17 protein-coding genes, 1 tRNA gene and 1 pseudogene are annotated in these 16,774 nt (G+C 62.0%); 3 read left to right on the top strand and 16 right to left on the bottom strand.

Annotation, left to right across the window (positions count from 1 at the left end; all coding sequences use genetic code 11):
• Positions 1-17 precede the first annotated feature (17 nt).
• A complete protein-coding gene (locus AC2A1N_RS03040) occupies positions 18-689 on the top strand; it encodes a VOC family protein (protein WP_072167984.1) in 672 nt (223 codons plus the stop codon).
• Position 690: 1 nt separating this feature from the next.
• Here the strand turns inward: AC2A1N_RS03040 and AC2A1N_RS03035 are convergent, their stop codons facing one another.
• The 4 genes from AC2A1N_RS03035 to AC2A1N_RS03020 form a co-directional block, all read right to left on the bottom strand.
• A complete protein-coding gene (locus AC2A1N_RS03035) occupies positions 691-2,103 on the bottom strand; it encodes a TPM domain-containing protein (RefSeq protein ID WP_484371469.1) in 1,413 nt (470 codons plus the stop codon).
• Positions 2,104-2,244: 141 nt separating this feature from the next.
• The gene (locus AC2A1N_RS03030) at positions 2,245-3,969 is read right to left on the bottom strand and encodes a peptidoglycan-binding protein (RefSeq protein WP_484371467.1); all 1,725 of its coding nucleotides are present in this window, start codon (positions 3,967-3,969) and stop codon (positions 2,245-2,247) included.
• A gap of 122 nt (positions 3,970-4,091) precedes the next feature.
• A complete protein-coding gene (locus AC2A1N_RS03025) occupies positions 4,092-4,664 on the bottom strand; it encodes a hypothetical protein (protein WP_227836791.1) in 573 nt (190 codons plus the stop codon).
• A 52-nt stretch (positions 4,665-4,716) separates the two neighbouring features.
• Positions 4,717-5,241: a hypothetical protein gene (locus tag AC2A1N_RS03020; RefSeq protein WP_061479739.1), complete on the bottom strand. Its 525-nt coding sequence runs from the start codon at positions 5,239-5,241 to the stop codon at positions 4,717-4,719.
• Positions 5,242-5,446: 205 nt separating this feature from the next.
• On the opposite strand from AC2A1N_RS03020, the gene AC2A1N_RS03015 reads away from it, so the two are divergent.
• Positions 5,447-6,073, top strand: coding sequence for a YiiX/YebB-like N1pC/P60 family cysteine hydrolase (locus tag AC2A1N_RS03015; protein ID WP_484371465.1), 627 nt, complete (start codon positions 5,447-5,449; stop codon positions 6,071-6,073).
• Between the two features lie 54 nt (positions 6,074-6,127).
• On the opposite strand, the gene AC2A1N_RS03010 is transcribed toward AC2A1N_RS03015, so the two are convergent.
• From AC2A1N_RS03010 to ubiA, 3 genes are all read right to left on the bottom strand, one after another.
• A complete protein-coding gene (locus AC2A1N_RS03010; protein WP_005414774.1) occupies positions 6,128-6,292 on the bottom strand; it encodes a hypothetical protein in 165 nt (54 codons plus the stop codon).
• A 273-nt stretch (positions 6,293-6,565) separates the two neighbouring features.
• Positions 6,566-7,990, bottom strand: coding sequence for a short-chain fatty acid transporter (locus AC2A1N_RS03005; protein WP_180869447.1), 1,425 nt, complete (start codon positions 7,988-7,990; stop codon positions 6,566-6,568).
• A gap of 176 nt (positions 7,991-8,166) precedes the next feature.
• Entirely contained in the window at positions 8,167-9,060 is an 894-nt protein-coding gene (gene ubiA, locus AC2A1N_RS03000; RefSeq protein WP_049454031.1) for a 4-hydroxybenzoate octaprenyltransferase, read from the bottom strand.
• Positions 9,061-9,209: 149 nt separating this feature from the next.
• Between ubiA and AC2A1N_RS02995 the strand changes: the two genes are divergently transcribed.
• Positions 9,210-9,286 (top strand) — tRNA-Arg (locus AC2A1N_RS02995).
• A gap of 39 nt (positions 9,287-9,325) precedes the next feature.
• Here the strand turns inward: AC2A1N_RS02995 and AC2A1N_RS02990 are convergent.
• The 9 genes and pseudogenes from AC2A1N_RS02990 to AC2A1N_RS02950 form a co-directional block, all read right to left on the bottom strand.
• Positions 9,326-9,775, bottom strand: coding sequence for an adhesin (locus AC2A1N_RS02990; RefSeq protein WP_154351571.1), 450 nt, complete (start codon positions 9,773-9,775; stop codon positions 9,326-9,328).
• A complete protein-coding gene (locus tag AC2A1N_RS02985) occupies positions 9,772-10,206 on the bottom strand; it encodes a hypothetical protein (RefSeq protein WP_154351572.1) in 435 nt (144 codons plus the stop codon). The genes AC2A1N_RS02990 and AC2A1N_RS02985 overlap by 4 nt, the downstream gene beginning before the upstream one ends.
• An 88-nt stretch (positions 10,207-10,294) precedes the next feature.
• Positions 10,295-10,561, bottom strand: coding sequence for a hypothetical protein (locus AC2A1N_RS02980; protein WP_154351573.1), 267 nt, complete (start codon positions 10,559-10,561; stop codon positions 10,295-10,297).
• Between the two features lie 394 nt (positions 10,562-10,955).
• Positions 10,956-11,453 carry a hypothetical protein gene (locus AC2A1N_RS02975; protein WP_229298494.1) on the bottom strand — a complete coding sequence of 166 codons (498 nt, stop codon included), beginning with the start codon at positions 11,451-11,453 and terminating at the stop codon, positions 10,956-10,958.
• A gap of 654 nt (positions 11,454-12,107) precedes the next feature.
• Positions 12,108-12,392 carry an ankyrin repeat domain-containing protein gene (locus AC2A1N_RS02970; RefSeq protein ID WP_134968247.1) on the bottom strand — a complete coding sequence of 95 codons (285 nt, stop codon included), beginning with the start codon at positions 12,390-12,392 and terminating at the stop codon, positions 12,108-12,110.
• A gap of 148 nt (positions 12,393-12,540) precedes the next feature.
• Positions 12,541-12,906 carry a hypothetical protein gene (locus AC2A1N_RS02965; RefSeq protein WP_242893103.1) on the bottom strand — a complete coding sequence of 122 codons (366 nt, stop codon included), beginning with the start codon at positions 12,904-12,906 and terminating at the stop codon, positions 12,541-12,543.
• Between the two features lie 49 nt (positions 12,907-12,955).
• Positions 12,956-13,171: a hypothetical protein gene (locus AC2A1N_RS02960; RefSeq protein WP_154351574.1), complete on the bottom strand. Its 216-nt coding sequence runs from the start codon at positions 13,169-13,171 to the stop codon at positions 12,956-12,958.
• A 958-nt stretch (positions 13,172-14,129) separates the two neighbouring features.
• A pseudogene (locus AC2A1N_RS02955) lies at positions 14,130-14,404 on the bottom strand (RHS repeat domain-containing protein); the annotation flags it as partial.
• 505 nt (positions 14,405-14,909) lie between these two features.
• Positions 14,910-15,368 (bottom strand): hypothetical protein, encoded by a 459-nt coding sequence (locus AC2A1N_RS02950; RefSeq protein WP_082783347.1) that lies wholly within the window; start codon positions 15,366-15,368, stop codon positions 14,910-14,912.
• Between the last annotated feature and the right edge of the window lie 1,406 nt (positions 15,369-16,774).

The following is a 16,774-nucleotide window of genomic DNA, read 5'->3' as shown; positions in this document are numbered from 1 at the left end:
TCCATGGAGAATCGGTCATGCGCCTGCTTCACCTCACCCTGCCGGTGTCCGACGTCGCCACCGTCGCCGCGTATTTCCACGATGTGCTGCAGCAGCGCGTGGTCGGCAACCATGTGCACATCGGCTGGAGCACGATCGAACTGCAGGCGGCGGGTGATCACCCCGTCGGTGGCGTGCACCTGGCCTTCAACGTACCGGACAACCGCTTCGGCGAGGCGATGGCCTGGTTGCGCGAACGTACCCCGCTGCAACGTAATCCTGAGGGCCTGGATTACTTTGCGCTGGAAAGCAGCTGGCAGTCACAGTCGGTGTACTTCACCGGCCCGGACGGCCTGATCCTTGAACTGATCGGCCGCCGTCGCTTGCCGGCCAGCGCGCGCGAAGGCGTGTTCCATGGCAGCGAGCTGACCTGCCTGAGCGAGGTTGGCCTGCCCAGCCACGATGTCGATGCGGTGCGCGAACAGTCCAGCCAGCGCTTCGGCCTGCAGCCGATCAGCCCGCCGTCGCCGCAGTTCGCGCCGATGGGCGACGACGAGGGCCTGCTGATCATCGTCGCCGCCGACCGTCGTTGGTTCCCCGAGCAGAAGGACCTGCCCAATGCGCAGGGCGTGCAGCTGCAGGTGGGTGATGTGAGCGGCAGCGGCGAACTGCGCGATGCCGCGCTGGGCTGGCGGGTGTGGGCGGCCTGAACTACCAGCTGCCCGAAGCGCCGCCGCCGCCGCTGCGGCCACCGCCACCGGACCAGCCGCCGGAACTGCTTGAGGACGAACTCGACGACGAGGTGCTGGACGAGGAACGGTAGCCTTGGGACGACCTTCGTCCGCTGCGTGCTTTTTCGCCGGGCAGCAGGGTGAACACCCAGATGAAGTACAGGAACAGCGTGCTTGCGCTGGACACGATCGTCGCCAACACGCGTGCGTTCTCGTCGCTGGCCCGGTCGATGGCCAGCAGCGCGCCCAGCGCATAGCCGCCGGTCAACAGCACCAGCACCACCAGGCGCACGGCGAAGCTGTTGCGGTTCTTCCGCCAGCGCGCGCGGCCGGCCTGCACCAGGAAGAACACCAGCATGGCGGCAATGGCGACCGCCAGGTTCAGCAACGTGTGCAGGGCAAGGCTGGGCGGCAACTGACCACGAACCAGCATCACCATGAAGAAACCGATACTGATGGCCAACATGCCGGACAGCACGATGCGCACACCACGGCTGCGACGCCAGCACCACCCCAGCAGCGCCGCCACCGGTACGGCCGGTAACAGCACGAAGAACAGCGCAGGCAGCACATGCCGCGGCAGCAGCAGCGTCGCCGAAACCAACCCAGCGGCCATCACTGCCGTTACCAGCAACGGCCTGCCCCAGGCAGGCAATGTCGGCCAATTCGGCCTGGGCATTGCCGCATTGGCTGCCAGTGCCTTGCGCCGCCGCTCACGGCGTTTACCGCTGGACTCGGCCTCGGTCCTGGTGGCCAGCAGGCGCGGCGGTGATCGCCACAGACCGGCCAGGAACCCCACCAGCAACGTCAGGGCAACGACCGAATCCCCTGTGCGCCAATCCGCTGGCAACAGGTTGCGTGCGGATGAATCCTGCTCGGGCGGCAGCGGCTCGCCATCGATCAGCGCCACCAGCACCTTGCTGCCGTCCAGCATGCCCTGGTCCAGGTCTCCTTCGCGCAGGCGCGGCACGATGGCTTTGTCGATGATGCGCGCGGCATAGGCATCGGGAATGGTGCCTTCCAGGCCATAGCCGGTCTGGATGCGTACGCGCCTGTCCTGCACCGCCACCAGCAGCAACACTCCGTCATCGACACCGGCGCGGCCCAGCTGCCACTGGTCGAAGACACGCTGTGCATAGGCTTCGATGCCGTCATCGCCAACACTGGGCACCACCAGCACCTGCAGTTGCGCGCCTTTGCGTGCCTGCAGCTGCAATGCCTGCTCGCGCAGCGTTGCGCGGGTGCTGGCGGACAGCGCGTTGGCGGTGTCCACCACCGGGTCGTCCAGTGCCGGAATCGGGACCGCCGCCAGCACTGGCAGCGGCAACAGGCAGAGCAGCAGTGCCAGCCCTCCCCACTGCCATGCGTTGCGCCACCGCAGCACCCGGCTCATGTGGACGCCGTGCCTTGCATTGGCGGCGTGCTGTGCATCATGCGAAACGGCATCCGTGTATGTCCTTGCCCCATGAACGGAAAAGCCGGCCGGATTACTCCGGCCGGCCTCCTTTACCACACACCTCTTCACACGCAGCGGTCAACGGCCCATGGCCACTCGCTGCTGCTCGTCCTGCACGTGTTGCTGCGAAGGCTCGTGCTTGGCCAGCATTGCAGCGCTGGTCTCCTGCAGGCTAGGTGCCGTCTGGGTCATGTCCACCGCAGTACGGAAGCCGGGAACGGTGCCCACGACGAAGGCCTTGCCATCCTGCACGGTGACGCCCTGCAGCTTTTCCGGCGAATCGATGCCGGCGGCCTTGGCCTGGGCGGTCACATGCGCGCTCATCTCGTTGCAGATCATGCCCGGCATGTGGCCGCGGATCGCATTGTGCAGCGGCGTATCCGGATGCGCCTTGTCGCCCAGTTGCGGCCCCTTCGGCGCCGCCTCGGCATGGCTGCGGCCTTCGGCCAGCTTGCCCAGCGTCGCCGGACCCGCCACGCCATCGGCGGAGAGCCCGTGCTGCTTCTGGTAGGCGATCAGTGCGTCCCTGGTATTGGCACCGAACTTGCCGTCCTCGCTCAGCGGGTTGCCTTGGCCGTCGCGCACGCCCAGGCGGTTGAGTTCCTTCTGCAGCGCAGTCACTTCCTCGCCCTTGGCTCCCTGGCGCAGCACACCGTTGTGGTCGGCGTCATGCGAATGGCCACCCTTGCCGGTTTCCTTCAGCTTGCCGTGGTCCCAGAAGTCCTGCGGGCTGATCAGCTTGCCGTGCGGATCCTTCAACTGGTAATGCACGTGCTGGGCATACTGACCCGCACCGCCCGGGCCACGGCCGCCCATGGTACCGATCGGCTCACCCGCCTTGATCGGCTGGCCTTCCTTCACCTGGGTCGACTGCAGGTGCAGGATCTCGTGCGAGTTGCCCTGTGCATCCCTGATCTTCACCGTACCGTAGTCGCCACCGACGAACGTCACCGTTCCGGAGATCGGCGCGTTGACGGTCGGGTGCTGCAGATTACGGCCGTGCTGGCCGCCGACATAGTTGAAGTCGGTGCCACCGTGCGGCTTGTGTGCGCGGTGTTCGCCGAACTCACCGGTAATGTGCGGCTTGACCCCGTTCTGCGGGGGCAGCATCACCTGCATCGTCTGCTCGAAGGTGCGGGTCTGGCCTTCGGCATGCACCGCTGCCGGCTTGGCCTGCGCGTGCGTGGCCGCAGCTACGGCGGGGGCCGCGTGGCTGCCATGGGACTGGCCGTGGGTCAGTCCCAGGCGCTGCTCCACGAACCGCTCGTACTTGTCCACGTACGGCATCACCTTCTTTTCAGACAGGGAGAGGCCGCCGTAATCGCGGGTCGGACCGTCGTGGTGGTACTTGTAGATGTACTCCTCACCCTGGCCGCGCTTGTGCGCCAGCGTGCGGTTATCGATGTAATGGTCAACCAGTGCGTCGGACTGTGCGCCGACGTCGAAGCGGTTGCGGTTGTTGAGGTGGTAGTGGTTGCCGGTCTTGTCGATGAACTGGCCCAGGCCCGAGGCCGAGGTGGTGCCAGCGGCGGCATCGGGGTTGAAGCCCGATTCAACGCGGGCGATGGCCAGTACGTGCGCGGTTTCGCGCGGGGTCAGGCCCTTCTCGCGCGCCGACTCGATGATCGTGTCGATCACCCGTGACTGTACTTCCGGGGTCGCATCGCCCCACCGGCGGGAGTTGCCATGCAGGCGGCCGTCGCTCTGGTCGATCGGCTCGCGGTAGTGGCTCCACGGTTTGATGCGGTCACTGCTGTAGGCCGCCCCGCGGGGCTGGACCATGTCCTGGTAGATATCTGCCATGTCTGTGCTATCCATTCTATGAAAAGGGGGATTTCCTTAAGGGGTACTGCTCCTGGTACTTCTGGTACTGCGGTACTGCAGTGCTGCGTTCACAGCGCGCGTGCGACGTCCTGCCGCTGCGCTCAGTCTTCGATGTAGTTCACCTCCGGGTGCTTGATGCCGAGCGAGTCGATCAACTTCTCGTACTCGTCGTTGTTGGGCTCCTGCTCCTCGCCTTCCGCGCCGCGCAGCGGCGGTGTGCTGTGGGTCAACTGGCGGCCACTGGCGTCGTACAGGTAGTACCACTCGCAGAAGCTGCAGCCGAACGGCAGTTCACCGTACTGCACGACGAAGTACGGCGTACCGCTGCGGTCCTGCACGCAGGCCAGGCCAACGGCGGTATAGCCGTCCATCTCCTTGGGCGCAGCAATGGCCTGGCGTGCGCCGTCCTTTTCAATTTCCAGCGTGGTCAGCCGGGAAGCGTCCGTGTCTTGGGTGGGCTGGGCCGCCAGGTGCAGGCGGGTGCCTTGGCAATCGATATGCATGCCGGTCTCGTCGCGCGTAAGAGAGGTGGAATGGTCCGCAACGGCAGCCGCAGGTGCGGCCGGCGTCGCTGCCGGGTCAGTGGAAGCAGGGGCCGCCGGTGCAGCCGCCTCAGGGCCGCTGCAGGCAGCAAGCATCAGGGCCAGCACGGGGGCAACGGGAGACAGACGCATGCGGGGCTCCTTGGGTGGATCACACGACCGCCCGCAGGCGGTCGCTCAGGGGTCAGATCGATTCGTCCTCACGCTTGACCAGTTGCCAGCACGGCTTCTGGGCAAAGGTGTAGATCTGCTGGTCGCTGGTATCGGGAGTGCGCATCTGCACCTGTACCTGGCCATCGGGCAGGCGGGTGACCTGCATCTCGCGGCCCTGGCGCTGCAGCGTGGCCGGGTCCGGCATCACCGGCCATTCGACCTTGGCAAGCGGCACCTTCTCTTCCACCTTGCGTGGCTCCGGCTCGGCTTCGCTGTCGATGTGGCTGTCCAGCAGCGGATCGGCAGTGGACGTTTCCTGCAGCGCGATCTCGTTGCCGAAATGCTTGAGGAAGTCGTCGAAGACCGGATGGGGGCAACTGGCAGACGCGTCTGCCGGGGCCGCGGCAACCGGCGTGGCCGGCGCCGTGGCGGCGGCCGTGCTGGTCGCAGCCGGTGCGGCGGCGTCAGCGGGGGCCGCCTGGGGCGCAGGCTTGCAGCCGGACAGCGCAAGCCCCAGGGCAAGCGCAAGCAGGGCAACGGGGCGGAGCTGGTTCACGGGATCCTCCTGATTCCGGGCGGTCGCGCGCGGTTCCGGCGCGGTAGGGAGGCAAGGATAGCCATGCCTCGGTCAATTCAGTTTCAACATCCGCTGTCAGGAATATCCCGACATGCTGAAATGAGACTAGTATCACACTAATACTGAAATCAACGTCATCGCAGCAGCCGTTAGACTACGCCGCACACGCTTCGATCCTGGCCCCATGCGCGCATTCCTGCTTGCCCTCTCCCTGCTGGTGCCAATGCTGTGGCCTGGTGGTGTGGCCGCGCTGGAGGTCCGGGAAGGCGATCTGCTGTTCGTCACCGCCGGCCATGCCGGCCTGAGCGCGGCCATCGACGATGCTACCGGCAAGCAGGGCGCCCCCAGCTTCGATCACGTGGCCCTGGTCGCTGCGGCGCCAGACGGCTGGGAGGTACTGCATGCGGACGAGAAAGGCTCGCGCCGGCAATCGCTGGTCGAGTTCCGCCAGGACGCCCGGGCCAAGCAGCGGCAGGTCGTGGTCTATCGCCTGCACGCATCGCAGCAGGCTGCCATCAAGGATGCGGTCGCGACCGCACGCACGATGCTGGGCAAGCCCTACAACACGTCGTATGTGTTGAACGAGGACAGCTACTACTGTTCGGATTTCATCGAGCGCGCGTTCCGTGCGCACCATGTGTTCGCACTGCAGCCGATGAACTTCCGCAACCCGCAGACCGGGCAGATCGCACAGCACTGGGTCGATCTCTACCGCGCCATGGGCATGGAGGTGCCGCAGGATCAGCCGGGCACCAACCCGAACGACATGTCAGCAGCGCCGGTGCTGCAACGCATCGGCGTGCTGGAATAAGCGAAGCCCCGCACGGGGCGGGGCTTCGCGCACCACAGGAAGTGGGTGCCGAAGTCACTCTTCCTCGTCCTGCCCACCCTGCTGCTGGTTGCGCTGGTTGCGCTGCTGCTGTTCCTGCTGCTGTTGCTGCTGCTGGTCGCGGCCACGACCCTGCTGCTGATCCTGCTGGTTCTGCTGGCCCTGCTGCTTCTGGTTCGGGTTCTGGTTCTGCTGTGCCATGTCCGTTCTCCGAAAGCCACGCGCGGAATGCGGTGGACGGGGCCATCGTCTGCAGCGGAGAGTTAATCGCGCGTGGGTGGGCGGCTACACGGATGTGTACGCGCGTGAATGAACGGGCAAAGCCCCTTGCGGCACAAGCCGATGAAGGATTCATATGGGTTCGGCATGTGCTCATGCCGTCAGCGCGACTGTGCGCATTCATGGCGCGCTCTGTCGGAAACACGCGCTGAACGGAGCTGGCGTCCTGCTCGCGCACGGACGCCAGCCCTGCACTCACGGCATCACCGGCGGCACATACGCCAGCGTCATGCCCAGCAGCCACAACAGGCCCAGCACCAGCGGGATGTGCACCAGCAACTGGATGAAGGTGAAGCCCACGATGTCGCGTGCCTTCAGCCCCAGCACGCCCAGCAATGGCAGCATCCAGAACGGATTGATCAGGTTCGGCAGCGCTTCGGCCGCGTTGTAGACCTGCACCGCCCAGCCCAGGTGCGCCTTCAGTTCGTTGGCGGCCTGCATCACGTACGGCGCTTCGATGATCCACTTGCCGCCACCGGACGGCACGAAGAAGCCCAGCACCGCCGAGTAGACGCCCATGACCAGCGCGAAGCTATCGGTGCTGGCCACGTGCACGAACAGGCTCGACAGCCGGTGCGCCAGGGTCTGCCCGTCACCACCGGCGGCGTGGGTGAGGATCATCGCGATACCGCCGTACAGCGGGAACTGGATCAGCACGCCGGTGGTGCTCGGCACCGCCTTGGCCACCGCGTTGAGGAAGCTGCGCGGGCGCCAGTGCAGCAGCAGGCCCAGCGAAATGAACAGGAAGTTGTAGGTGTTGAGGTTGGCGATGGCAGTGACCACCGGCTTGTTGGCGAATTCGTTGAACAGCCAGCCGAACGCCAGCAGCGAGAGCAGCACGGTCAGCAACGGGCTGTATTCCAGCCATTCGCCTGGGCGCGTGCGTCGCTGCAGCGGTTCCGGCTCGGCCTGCGCAGCGCCGGGGAACTCCTCGGCAGTACGCGCACTGCCGGCCGCAGGCGCGGTCAGCCAGGCGATCAGCAGCGAGACCAGGATCAGCACCGCGGTCAGGGCGATCGACTGCCACAGGAAGATGGTTTCGGTGAACGGCAGAACGCCGGTGATCTCCACCAGCCCCGGCGGCATGCTGGCCGGGTTGGCCTGCAGCTGTGCAGCCGACGAGCTCAGCCCCATCGCCCACACCGCGCCCAGGCCGAGATAGGCCGAAGCACCCGCGGCGCGGTAGTCCATGCGCAGTTCGGTGCGGCGGGCCAGCGCGCGGACCAGCAGGCCACCGAACACCAGCGAGAAGCCCCAGCTGAGCAGCGAGGCCAGCATGCTGACCAGGCCCACGTACACCACCGCACCGCGACCGGTGCGCGGCACCCGGGCCAGGAAGTCGATGAAGCGCGCGACCACCGGCGCGGTCGCCACGGCGTAGCCGCCGATGACCACGAAGGCCATCTGCATGGTGAAGGGGATCAGGCTCCAGAAGCCGTCACCGAAGGCGCTGGCCGTGGCCTGCGGGGTCGAACCAAAACCCATCGCGGCCAGCGCGACGATGACCACGCCCAGCACTGCGAATACGTACGCGTCGGGGAACCACTTTTCCGCCCAGGCGGCCGAGCGCAGCGCTGCGCGCGCCATCCAGCCATCCTGTACTGCTGCCGTCGAGGCCATCGCCTACCCTCCCAGGTTCGATGGACCGATTCTGGGCGGTGGGGTGTGGGCTGTCTGCCACCTATTGGTCGTAGGTGGCGGAAGGCCCGGCGCTGCGCGCCGCCGCCCGAGCGTAGGCCCGGGCGCTACGGAAGCACTGTCAGCTGTAGAGCCGAGCGCACGCTCGGCTGCGCTTCTCAACGCAGCGCCAGGTCCACGGCGATACCGGCGAACAGCGCGGCGCCCACCCAGTTATTGTGCAGGAACGCCCTGAAACACGGGCCGCGCTCGCGGTTGCGGCAGATCCAGAATTCGTACACCACCAGTACCGTAGCCACGGCCACGCCGGCCAGGTAGTAGCCCCCCAGCCCGCCGCGCACGCCAACCAGCGCCATGGTGGCCAGGAACAGCGCGTACAGCACGCCCTGGATGACCAGGTCGAGATCACCGAACAGGATCGCGGTGGAGTGCGAGCCCATCTTCAGGTCGTCCTCGCGGTCGACCATGGCATACCAGGTGTCGTAGGCGGTGGACCACAGGATGTTGCCGGCATACAGCAGCCAGCCCAGCATCGGCACCTCGCCCTGCACGGCGGCGAACGCCATCGGGATGCCCCAGCCGAACGACATGCCCAGGTAGACCTGCGGCAGATGGGTGTAGCGCTTCAGGTACGGGTAGCTGGCGGCCAGGAACACGCCGATGAAGCTCAGGCCGATGGTCAGCCCGTTCAGGGTCAGCACCAGGCCGAACGCCACCAGCATCAGCACCGCAAACAGCGCCAGCGCGGCGCGTCCGCTGATTGCGCCGGTGGCCAGCGGCCGCGCCTTGGTGCGCTCCACATGCGGGTCGAGCCAGCGGTCGGCGTAGTCGTTGATGACGCAACCGGCCGAGCGGGTCAGCCACACGCCGGCGGTGAACACGAACAGCGTCCACAGCGGCGGCAGGCCGCCGGCAGCCAGCCATAACGCCCACCAGGTGGGCCACAGCAGCAGCAACGTGCCGATCGGGCGATCAGCGCGCATCAGACTCCAGTAATGCCGCCAACGCGGCGTCGCCGGCGACTGCGGCGAAGTGAGGGGGGTATCAGCCATGGCGATAGGATACTCCTGCCCCTCTGGCAGGGCTTTGCCGGTGGGGGGAGATTTGTTCGACGAAACTGGATAGAATGCCGGTCCCGCACCGCCTCATGGCGCTGCGATGCCCGCCCCGGCACTGGCCGACGGCGCGGCGGTTCTACAACGCGCCCGTAGCTCAGCCGGATAGAGTAGTGGCTTCCGAAGCCATTGGTCGGGGGTTCGAATCCCTCCGGGCGCGCCATTTTTCCTTCGTTGCCTGGCCGGCGCGCCGCCAGAAATGTCAGGGAATGAACGTTGCCGAGCGATGCTCGCAACCGGCAGCGTCCTGTACCACGATGGAGTAATTCGCGCCCGCGCTGGATGCGCCGGGCAGGAACAGGCCATCACCATCGAACAGAACGCTCTGCTGTTCTTCCTGCCCGATCGACAGCCCGATCGCTCCCGGTGTGATTTCCTCAAGGATCACGTTGTAAGGCCGCCAGGCATCCTCGCCTGTGCGCCTCATCTCTGCGCGAGCGGTCCTTGAGTTCAACCTGCGTCTCTCATCCACCCACAGCTGAAGCGGCTGACCAGCGTTGTGGGTGACCTGGAAGCGCCCGTAGGTCAGCCCGTCGACGCTCTCGGTGCCGACGTAGGTGAAATGGGCCGGCGGACACTTCGTGGTGCGGTTCGGATGCGCCGCACAGGATGTCAGTGCAACCACGAGGCAAAAGGCGTTCAGGTGCTTCATGGGTTCGAGGCCTGACGTGGGTGGTTGTCGCGGCGGTGTTCGGCAGTGAGGGCAACCAGCACTACGCCCCAGAGCGGCGTGAGCAGCACGACGCTCATCACCGTCAGCGAAACCGGTACCTGCCAGAGCAGCGATGGGCTGAATCCGCTGAATCTATAGGCTTCCAGTACAAGCACCACGACCTGGGCCAGAAGGCCCGCGAGCAGCCCCAAGCCAGCCCCCTTGGCAAGCCGCCTGATCGTAAGGCGGCCCGCGCCGGGAACCCGTGCGCAGATTCCCAGCAACAAAAGGCTGACGGCGTACAGCCAGAAGAAAACCTGATGTGAGTCGAAGGCGTAAAGCGCCCTGCCCACAAAGTGCAGGAACAGCCAGAGTGCTCCACACGACACCGCGTAGGCCAGCCCGTACCGAAGAATCTGCCTGGCTTTCATCTTGTACCTCTCCGAGGGCGTGCAGCCCGATCGCGTTCCTTTGTGGAGGAGTGCGGGAGCTCATGCACCTTGCCTCCCGCTTGGCGCCCTACTCGCGCAAGGCATCGCGCAGCGCTCGAGAGTACCTGCCTGCCTCCAGCGTTCGCAGCTGGGCCAGTGGAATCCGATACCTCCTGAACAATGCGGCCAGTTCCCAGACGTCCTCCTCCAGAACCGCATCTGGATCCAGGGATAGATAGATGACATCCCCTCTGCCGACCACATTACCGATGCAGCCGATTCGACCAATCCACTCGAAGAAGAACCGTTCATCCTGTTGAGAAAAGACAACTACCCTTTTCGCTTCAAGCTCCATGGTAAATCACCGTCCATTCAACCAAGTCATTTGAATGACGCGCCCCATTCCAGCCTTTGCGCTGATTACTCTGGAGCGGCGACAACGAACAGAGCTGTCAGCGCGCTGCGGAACATCCTGCGAAGACACGGGTGGGCTTCTTCTTCAAGCTCAAAGCGATCACGCGGCGCATGGGATGCTCCGGCACGTGCACGCCTATCTGCAATCACACTTCTTCATTCAACCTCCCCCCTATCTCGTAGAGGAGGCAGGCCAGGGCGGAAAGATGTTAGGCCAGTGGTTCCTGCTGCCCCAATGCGACTCTTTGAATATCAGAGTAGTCATCGAAAGACTTCCAACTTCAAGCTCCACCCGCTCACCGCCCATGGAGTGGCGTTCCAACCATGGCACTCGACTATAGCGCCGCCGAGCATCGACCGAATACGTTGGCGGGCTTCTCCCGAAGGCTCACGGCAACCACCCGTTGCTTCTGCTCACCGCAGCCCCCCATCACCCCATACACGATGAGAAGTCCCCTGTCGTTGACGTAGCCGATGAACTTGCCCCTACTTTCATCCGAAGCGGCCCTGACGAGATAGACGCTCTCCCCGGGCGCTGGCTTCAGGTCACTCAACGGCATTGGACCGATCTTCCCTTCAACCTCTGATGCCGAGACAACGACCAGCGAATGCTCCAACATCCACTTCGCAATGGCTGCCTCACTATCAGGATCAAGCGTGGAAATGCGGTCAAGCGGCAGCGTCGTTGAATTGCCAGGGAAGATCGCACCGGACGAAACATCGACCCAGTCCGACCTCCATTCCGTATGTTGAAACTGATGAATGCTGCAGCCCCCCAGCATTGGCAAGAGCAGCACCGCTACACGCAAGATGCCAGCCTTCGGCATGGACATGAGAGCCCCAGAAAGGGCCGGCCAAATGTTAATTACCATCTGCAACCCGTTCTGCAAAACGATTCAGGGACTGCACCTCGCGCCCAAGATGGTATGTCATTTCTTGACTTCCCTATCATGGGCTGGCACTTGGCGTGTCGCTACGCTGCTCCGGATTTGCGGCAGCGTGCGCAGTCGAAGCACCTGGCCTGCGCGCATAGCTGTAATCGGCATCCCGGCAGGCGCGCACGATCGGACTTCGTGCGTGCCTGATCACGCCCGGGAACCAGCACAGCATCAGCACTACCAGACAGATCATTCCCAGCCGTACCCATTCACCCGCGACACTGGCCCCGATCAGCGGCAATGCCGCCACAAGGATGACGACCTGTGTGTACAGAAGATAGAGCGTGTACGTGCCCAACCGCGGGTCTGAACGAAGCTCCACGCGACACCCCCGGCACGACGTCTTTGCTTGACGCCTTCCAGCAAATCGCAGGGGAAAGCGCTGCCCGCTAGCGCCACAAAGTGGGCAGATGAAGGTCATCAGGCGCATCGGTAAAACCTCTTTTCAGAAGTTTCCATCAGCAGGTTCCATCTGCGGCGTCGACCATACACACCACATCATCAAACCTCGGGTCCTGGCACATCATTTCCAGTGGTGTCCGATCAAGCTCATTCCGTGCGTGTGGGTCTGCACCATAGGAGATAGGCCGCAGCCGCGAAGCTGCCATGTGCCACCGCGCTTGCCAGCGGCGTCAGATCAAGATCGCCATGCACATCGATGGTGGTCACGAAGGGCATCAATGCGCTGAGGAGGGCCACATCGTTGTAATAGGCCACCACATGCAGGGGCGTGTCCTCATAGGCTCCTTGGGTCTCCGGACAGGTCAGCACCGTATCGCCGAAGTCAGTGTCGACACCGAGCCGGGAAAGCAGTTCGCTGAGTACAGGATCCATGATGTTCATCGGGCTGCACGCACGGTAGAGCCCATTGCGTTGGCCCGATGGTGGTCCGTCCCACAATCCATCTCTCCGTCAGATCCCTGTCGACCTACAAGCCAAGCGGTGCGTGCGTCTTGGAGCGATGCGCTCGACAGATCAGGAATCATGATTTGACAGGGATCAACCGGCTATCCCAAGTGCCCTCTACTAGAAGTGCAATCTCTGCGCCGACAGAGGCCTCAATGAAGACCAAGGTGTCACCATCGACAATTTCCCTGGCAGCCACTGGATCTAGGCCAAGGAGGAAGCAACACCGCTTGAATTCAAAGGAATCATCCTTTCGATTGAAGACCTTGAGATCGAGCACGACATTCTGGCTAGAGAAACCATCAACGCTTGCTCTCCTGACTTGGCCAAAGACCAAATCATAGGATGCCCGCGAAGATTCATCGAACAGAGAAACAGTCACACCTGACAGCGGATCAAGACGAATTCCAACCAGATGGAAATCGTGAATAGTGATACCCATGCAATCATCTGTCGGAACCATACGTCGCGCGTGATGCTCCAGGCGCAGCCTACTGATTGGATTTCATTCCTTTAATCACAATTGCCATGAACATGCCGCAAATCAGGAGTGACCCCAGCGCCATAGGCAACATTACAAAATAATCACCGCTCTCAAGGTGACCAATAGCATACACCTTCAATACAAGATAGGACGAGGACCTCAAAAAAACTAGCGCAAATAACAACAAACCAAGCCAATTCATTATTTTCTTGCGCATATGCATATCACCTCCATTATATGCAACCGCACCCAGACCCACCCGAAACATCCTTCACCGCCTTCATGGCATCCAGCGCATCCTTGTCAGGGGCTACGCAGTGCAACAGTTCCGTGTGGCCTTAAGGTGACCGTTGAACGTCAAGCCGAATGACGACAGCTCTCCCGTCTTCGCGCCAACTGCCCCCCGCCACCTCGGTATAGATGGACTCTCTTTCCTTTGCATCCTGAGCGGTTTGTATCACTGACACTCCATCGTACGCCGTTGCTCCACCATTCACCATTACCAGGAATCCGGGGATTGCAACTTCGGGCTGCGGAGACAAAACACCGGCAATGGTGACTCCTTCGCCATTCACAGCTTCCAAGCCTCCAAAGGCGAGGTCTGCCACACCGAACGTCACGCCCAAGTAGTCGACGCACTCACACGGGCACAGACCAGGTGGATCTACCAAATACAACGGGACGCCACCTGCGTACGGCCGGCACTACCCCGGCAGTTGTTCAGAGCATCCCTGGAAAGATCTATGGTGCCCTCCTTTGCCGAAGACGGAGCAGGCCGACAGACCCGATTTTCCACATGGCAAACGCTGTGCAAAGAGAGAGCGCGACAAACGCCAAACCCGCAAATCCGTAGTCTCGTCCACCATCAGAAATATCAACCAGCACAAAGGCAAGGAACACTGAATTTACGGCAACTCCAAAGCAAGCAACCAGCCTGAGCGCCCAGAAGAACATGATGTAGTAAGCCCAAAAAAAACGATTGTATTTTCTCATCTCAAGGACACCCGCATCCTTTTCCAGTCGGCGCAGCTATCTGACCAGGAACTGTGTAGCCAGATCCCGACATGACGCCAAACCCAACTCCAAGCAGTGGAGGGACCGAAAGGGATCCACCACCGACCTTATCTCGCCTCATATCTTCAAGTGAGAAAAGGCGGCGAAGCCACCCAATCTGCTCCACTCCAGATCGCGACATTCCGCATCGGATCGATCACCACGCGTAGCGTACCCAGGTGATCTGGCTGGACGTAAGCCAGCTCCGGCACGCCGGCGCTCAGCACATTGATCAGCGCCACCGGGTAGTTGTCCAGCCAGATGGCCTGCTGCTGCGCTTGGCCCATGGCCGAAAGTTGCCCAGCGACTGCCCCGCTTCGTCGTATAGGGTGACCTGCGCTGCGCCACCGGTCGGGGCACGCAGCACGCGTTCACCGCGATGGTTGTAGCTGTAGCTTTCCAGTTCAATGATCCACAGATGGACTAGAGCAAGTCTCGGCCCCCATTGAGAAAAAACACGATCACAATCGAGAGAACCTGCGAAAGAAGCAACATCAACACCGGCCTATCCTTGATCAGCACGGCCGAAAACTGTACTGGCAAGGAAGCAAAGGAAACCTTGCCCGATGGATTTCATCGCGAAGTCGAGGATGAGGACGCCTTGCAAGTTCTGCCCCCCCCCCCACCAGGCCATCAGGATTACGGTCGAACACAGAGTCGCCAGAACGACCCTCTCTATGTAGCTCATTTCGGCTCGCCATTCATTGCCACGCTCTCCGAAACGACTGACGATTACCCACTCCTTCAGCGATACCAACGGATCGCTCTGCTGGGGCCACCCCACCACAGGGTCGGGTTTCCGATATTAGTTGAGGATGGGGCCGCCAAAATTTTACGACTACTGATACGGGAAGCAGAACGGTAGCCCGAGAACGTTGCGCGTCAGCTTTGAATCCACCCAGTGCCAACTATTCCTCCCTCAAGAATTTCCTCGGCCGAGCTCCAAGCCTGATGATTTTTCGCGCAGGACCAAGATAGATATCACCGAATAAAAATGAGAATGCGACAGCTGTATAGAAAACAAGTAGTGCACCAGGAATGGGAATCGCGCGAACGAAGCTATCGCATTCGAGGTTGCGGGCGACGAGCAACCCAATCATCAGCATCTCGGCCAGGAGCGCTATTGCGAACGCGAAACGCACCTGCCCAACCTCAATCGACAGAATTCCCCTTCTCGCCAGTTCGAACTTGGAATATACGAGCAACATCAGCAACGCGAAAAAAAGAGCAAACATAACTTCCGGAGAGTACTTAGCGACTGGACAGCGCATACTCAACATGGACGCGATCAGCGCGCAACAGATCCCCAGCGCTCCCGCCGCAGCTGCACCCTTCATGAACCTTATGAAAATCACTTCGCCGGACATTGGCATTTATTGTAGTTTGACCTGTAATTCACGATTGCTCCAAGGGGCCCCAGGATCTTCGACCCACCCCGCAAGAGATTGGCGTTCCCCGGATGCGCTGCAGCTCGATTAAGTCGACCATTGGCAACCGAGTTGCGGTTGGCATCGTTGTAGGTGAACGTCTTGCTGCCGATGCTGGTGGTGTTGCCCGCTGCGTCATGGCTGCGCGCCTCGACATCCACCGCAGTCAGCTGATGGCTGGTTGCGGGATAGGGTGTAGCGGGGGCGCCGAGCCCCCGTGCATCCCTCAGCAGACGTCACCGCACCAAGGTGCCCTGCCATCACTGTGTCTTCCCAACCTCGCTGGGTACGCTCTGGCCCATATCCAACTAGGTAATTCACGCAGTGGCAGCTCCTGTTTCGCCACAGTCTCCAGCTTGGTGATCTCAGTTTCGCCTCGCTTAGTTAACTCTAGTCCGCGCTTCTCGCGGTTTCCGGGCAGGATGAGCTCCGGCCCACTGTTGATCTTAGCTCTCGTATTCCATCCCGCACATACCCTATGTGACCCAGATAGCAGACCTTCAGCACGTAACGAGTCTTATCCGGATAAACATATCCAACAACCGGAATCGGAGTAGTACTTGTACCAATTACGCCCCCGCCCTCTGCAGAATCATAAACTTCGATCACGCCCTCCGGCACAACTTCTCTACCCTTGTGTTCGCAAGAGGTGATAGTTAAGACTGAGCAGATAAGAAAGATTCCAGGAATAAATTTCATCACCTTTTCCCGCGTTGAATGGTTGAGTCATCAGACATCCACCAAAGCAGGTGGTTTATTGATTCCGGAAGAATCATGTTCACAGGCTGAAGCTCCTTGCCAATCTCCCGCATGCAATTCTGCAACGGCGTCCCGCAGTTATTATTTATTGCACTGTACTCCCCCTGCGGCCTCGCGAGACATGCCGATTGTTTTGACTCCTGCTGCGGTGTAAGTTCTATTGTGTGCTTAATGCCAGTGCGCAAATTAAGCTGAGATGAAACGTAGTTTGTACTTATCGAGTTGCCCGCAGGGCCAAATGAGTAATCGACACCATTTGAAGTTGTCGATATGTGCCCGAAAGAGGAATGCAGCTTTCCATAGCTCGGCCGCCCTACCTCATAGGGGAGCGGCATCCATACCCAGACGTCGACCAGCCCCTTTTCATCGATCTTCGAAAGAGGCTTCCCGGAGGCATACAGGTACGTACCAATCCCTCCCATCAGCCCAATCGGATCACTCTGCGAATACCGCGCTGTAGGTGAACGTCTTGCTGCCGATGCTGGTGGTATTGCCCACCGCGTCATGGTTGCGCGCTTCGCCGTCCACGGCGGTCAGCCGGTGGCTGGTTGCGGGATAGGTGTAGCTGGCGGTGCCTGCCGAGGTGG

It is taken from the genome of Stenotrophomonas maltophilia group sp. SKK55, from assembly GCF_057179845.1.
This window is presented reverse-complemented; position numbering and strand designations above follow the sequence as displayed.